The organism is Streptomyces sp. NPDC058052 (genome assembly GCF_042885515.1).
In the GTDB taxonomy this organism is placed as follows: Bacteria; Actinomycetota; Actinomycetes; order Streptomycetales; family Streptomycetaceae; genus Streptomyces.
The window spans coordinates 1-1,952 of the sequence record NZ_JBHVRX010000074.1 but is presented as its reverse complement, the minus strand read 5'-3'; the positions used below and the strand labels follow the sequence as shown (position 1 = coordinate 1,952).

2 protein-coding genes are annotated in these 1,952 nt (G+C 38.2%); both read left to right on the top strand.

Annotated features, from left to right (window positions below):
• Positions 1-651: 651 nt before the first annotated feature.
• Positions 652-825, top strand: coding sequence for a hypothetical protein (locus ACFVU3_RS39930; protein ID WP_375839303.1), 174 nt, complete (start codon positions 652-654; stop codon positions 823-825).
• A gap of 90 nt (positions 826-915) precedes the next feature.
• Complete coding sequence (locus tag ACFVU3_RS39925; RefSeq protein WP_375839305.1) at positions 916-1,824, top strand: hypothetical protein; 909 nt, start codon at positions 916-918, stop codon at positions 1,822-1,824.
• The last annotated feature ends 128 nt before the right edge of the window (positions 1,825-1,952 follow it).

Below are 1,952 nucleotides of genomic sequence, written 5' to 3'. Positions count from 1 at the left end.
TTTATTTCCCGAAGGGTTATTTGTCAGAATGACAAACCGATTTCGAGCCGGCGAGAACCCATTGTCACACCACGATTTAGGGGGTGTGTATAAATGGGCACTCTCTGTGAAATTTGAAGCTTTGAAATTCCGAATGGCGCACTTATACACTCTGTCGAGTGAGTGCTAAAATGCTGAAGCATTTCCGTCAAGCGTGTGGAGGAATCTTGTAGAGAGATATAGCATAGATACCCGTATCTCTAGAGATATTTTGGTATATCCCTGCTATATCTATGGGGTATCTATGCTATATCTTTGGCTTCAAAAACGGCACCTGTTCTAAGAGCATAGAAACTCAACAGGCACAGCCTGTTTGACACCCTTTTTTTTAGGGTGGCACCGAGTTTCCTTATGCTCTTTTTCTCTGAAGCTAAACCTGTTTTATATGTCGTAGTCTTTTTATTGGGAGTGACCCCTTGCTGTACAATTTCCGGAGGTGCCGATAAGGGACGAATTTTCCCTTGTCGGTTGCCTTTGGGGATTGTAAGGGGTGGAGGCTCGGAATCAAAAGGAAACGAAATATCATTCCGAGTGTGCTTCTTTTTTCTGTTCTTGAATTCTATTATTTCCAATGTTAGAATTATGTTAACAACTTGTTAGGAGTGTGTTTGGATGGAAGAGAAAAAACAAATTGGACCTCGAATTACTGTTGAAACATTTAAAAAGCTAGAGTTATTAGCCGAACATTTTACAAAACACAATGAATTTGGAAGAGTTTCAAAAGATGCTGTAATTGAGTTTGCTATTAAGGAATTGTATAGGGACTATTTGGGAAAAGGACGCTAATTTTTGTTGAAAAACTGACTTCGGATTTGGGGTTCTTTATTATTAACTTGATTTTAATTAAACATTACAGGAAAAATTGAGGGGAAATGGATGGATAAACGCAATGGTGACGCGGTTTTCATAGCTCCAAATGATGTTGTAAAAGTGACCACTATGAATCACGTCATTGAAGTTCAGCATATGGAGAAGATGAACCGGAAAAATAATATCAAAAAATTGGACAAGGATAGGTTTGTAGACCTCTCTACTGGGGAGATCCGGGAGTTCGAGCATTCGGAAAATCGGCAGGAAAATTATAATTCTTTGAGACAAACCTTTAAGAAGCTGCGTTATTTGATAAATAACAATTTTATAGGACGGCCAAATGAATTACATATAACTTTGACATACAAGAAAAATATGACGGACACGAAAAAACTTTATAGTGATTTTCAAAATTTTATCGACAGGTTGCGTTATAAATACAAGAAAGAAAGTTCGATAGATTATTTATCGGTGGTAGAGCCACAAGGACGTGGAGCCTGGCATTGTCATGTTTTAATGCGCTTTAATGATTTGGATAAGATTTATATTAAAAATGCTGAATTAAGGAGTCTATGGGGTTTAGGATTTGTAACAATCAAGTCATTAAAGGATATAGACAACATAGGAGCCTATTTGAGCGCTTATTTGACTGATATAGACCTAGAAGATGTCCAAGACAGGGAAACAGCCTTAAAAGTGGCTTCAGAGGGCTGTGAGGTGCAAACAAAGATCGTAGAAGGTCGGGAAAAGAAATTTTTAAAAGGCGGACGGCTGCACATGTATCCTTCCGGAATGAATATGTATCGAAAATCAAAAGGGATTGTTAAGCCGGAACGGGAAGAAATGAAGTTCGGAGACATAAAAAAAGTAGTGGGTTCGGCAAAACCACACTACGAGAAAAGTTATCATGTCGAAAATGACAATTTTGAAAACACAATTTCGTTTCTCCAGTATAACACAAAACGTGATTTTTGAAGCAAAACGGTTCCTCTTTATGGAGCCGTTTTTTTTATTTCCCGAAGGGTTATTTGTCAGAATGACAAACCGATTTCGAGCCGGCGAGAACCCATTGTCACACCACGATTTAGGGGGTGTGTATAAAT

Coding starts and splice junctions, on each gene's coding strand:
- ACFVU3_RS39930 (WP_375839303.1), top strand. CDS start 652: ATGGAAGAGAAAAAACAAATTGGACCTCGAATTACTGTTGAAACATTT.
- ACFVU3_RS39925 (WP_375839305.1), top strand. CDS start 916: ATGGATAAACGCAATGGTGACGCGGTTTTCATAGCTCCAAATGATGTT.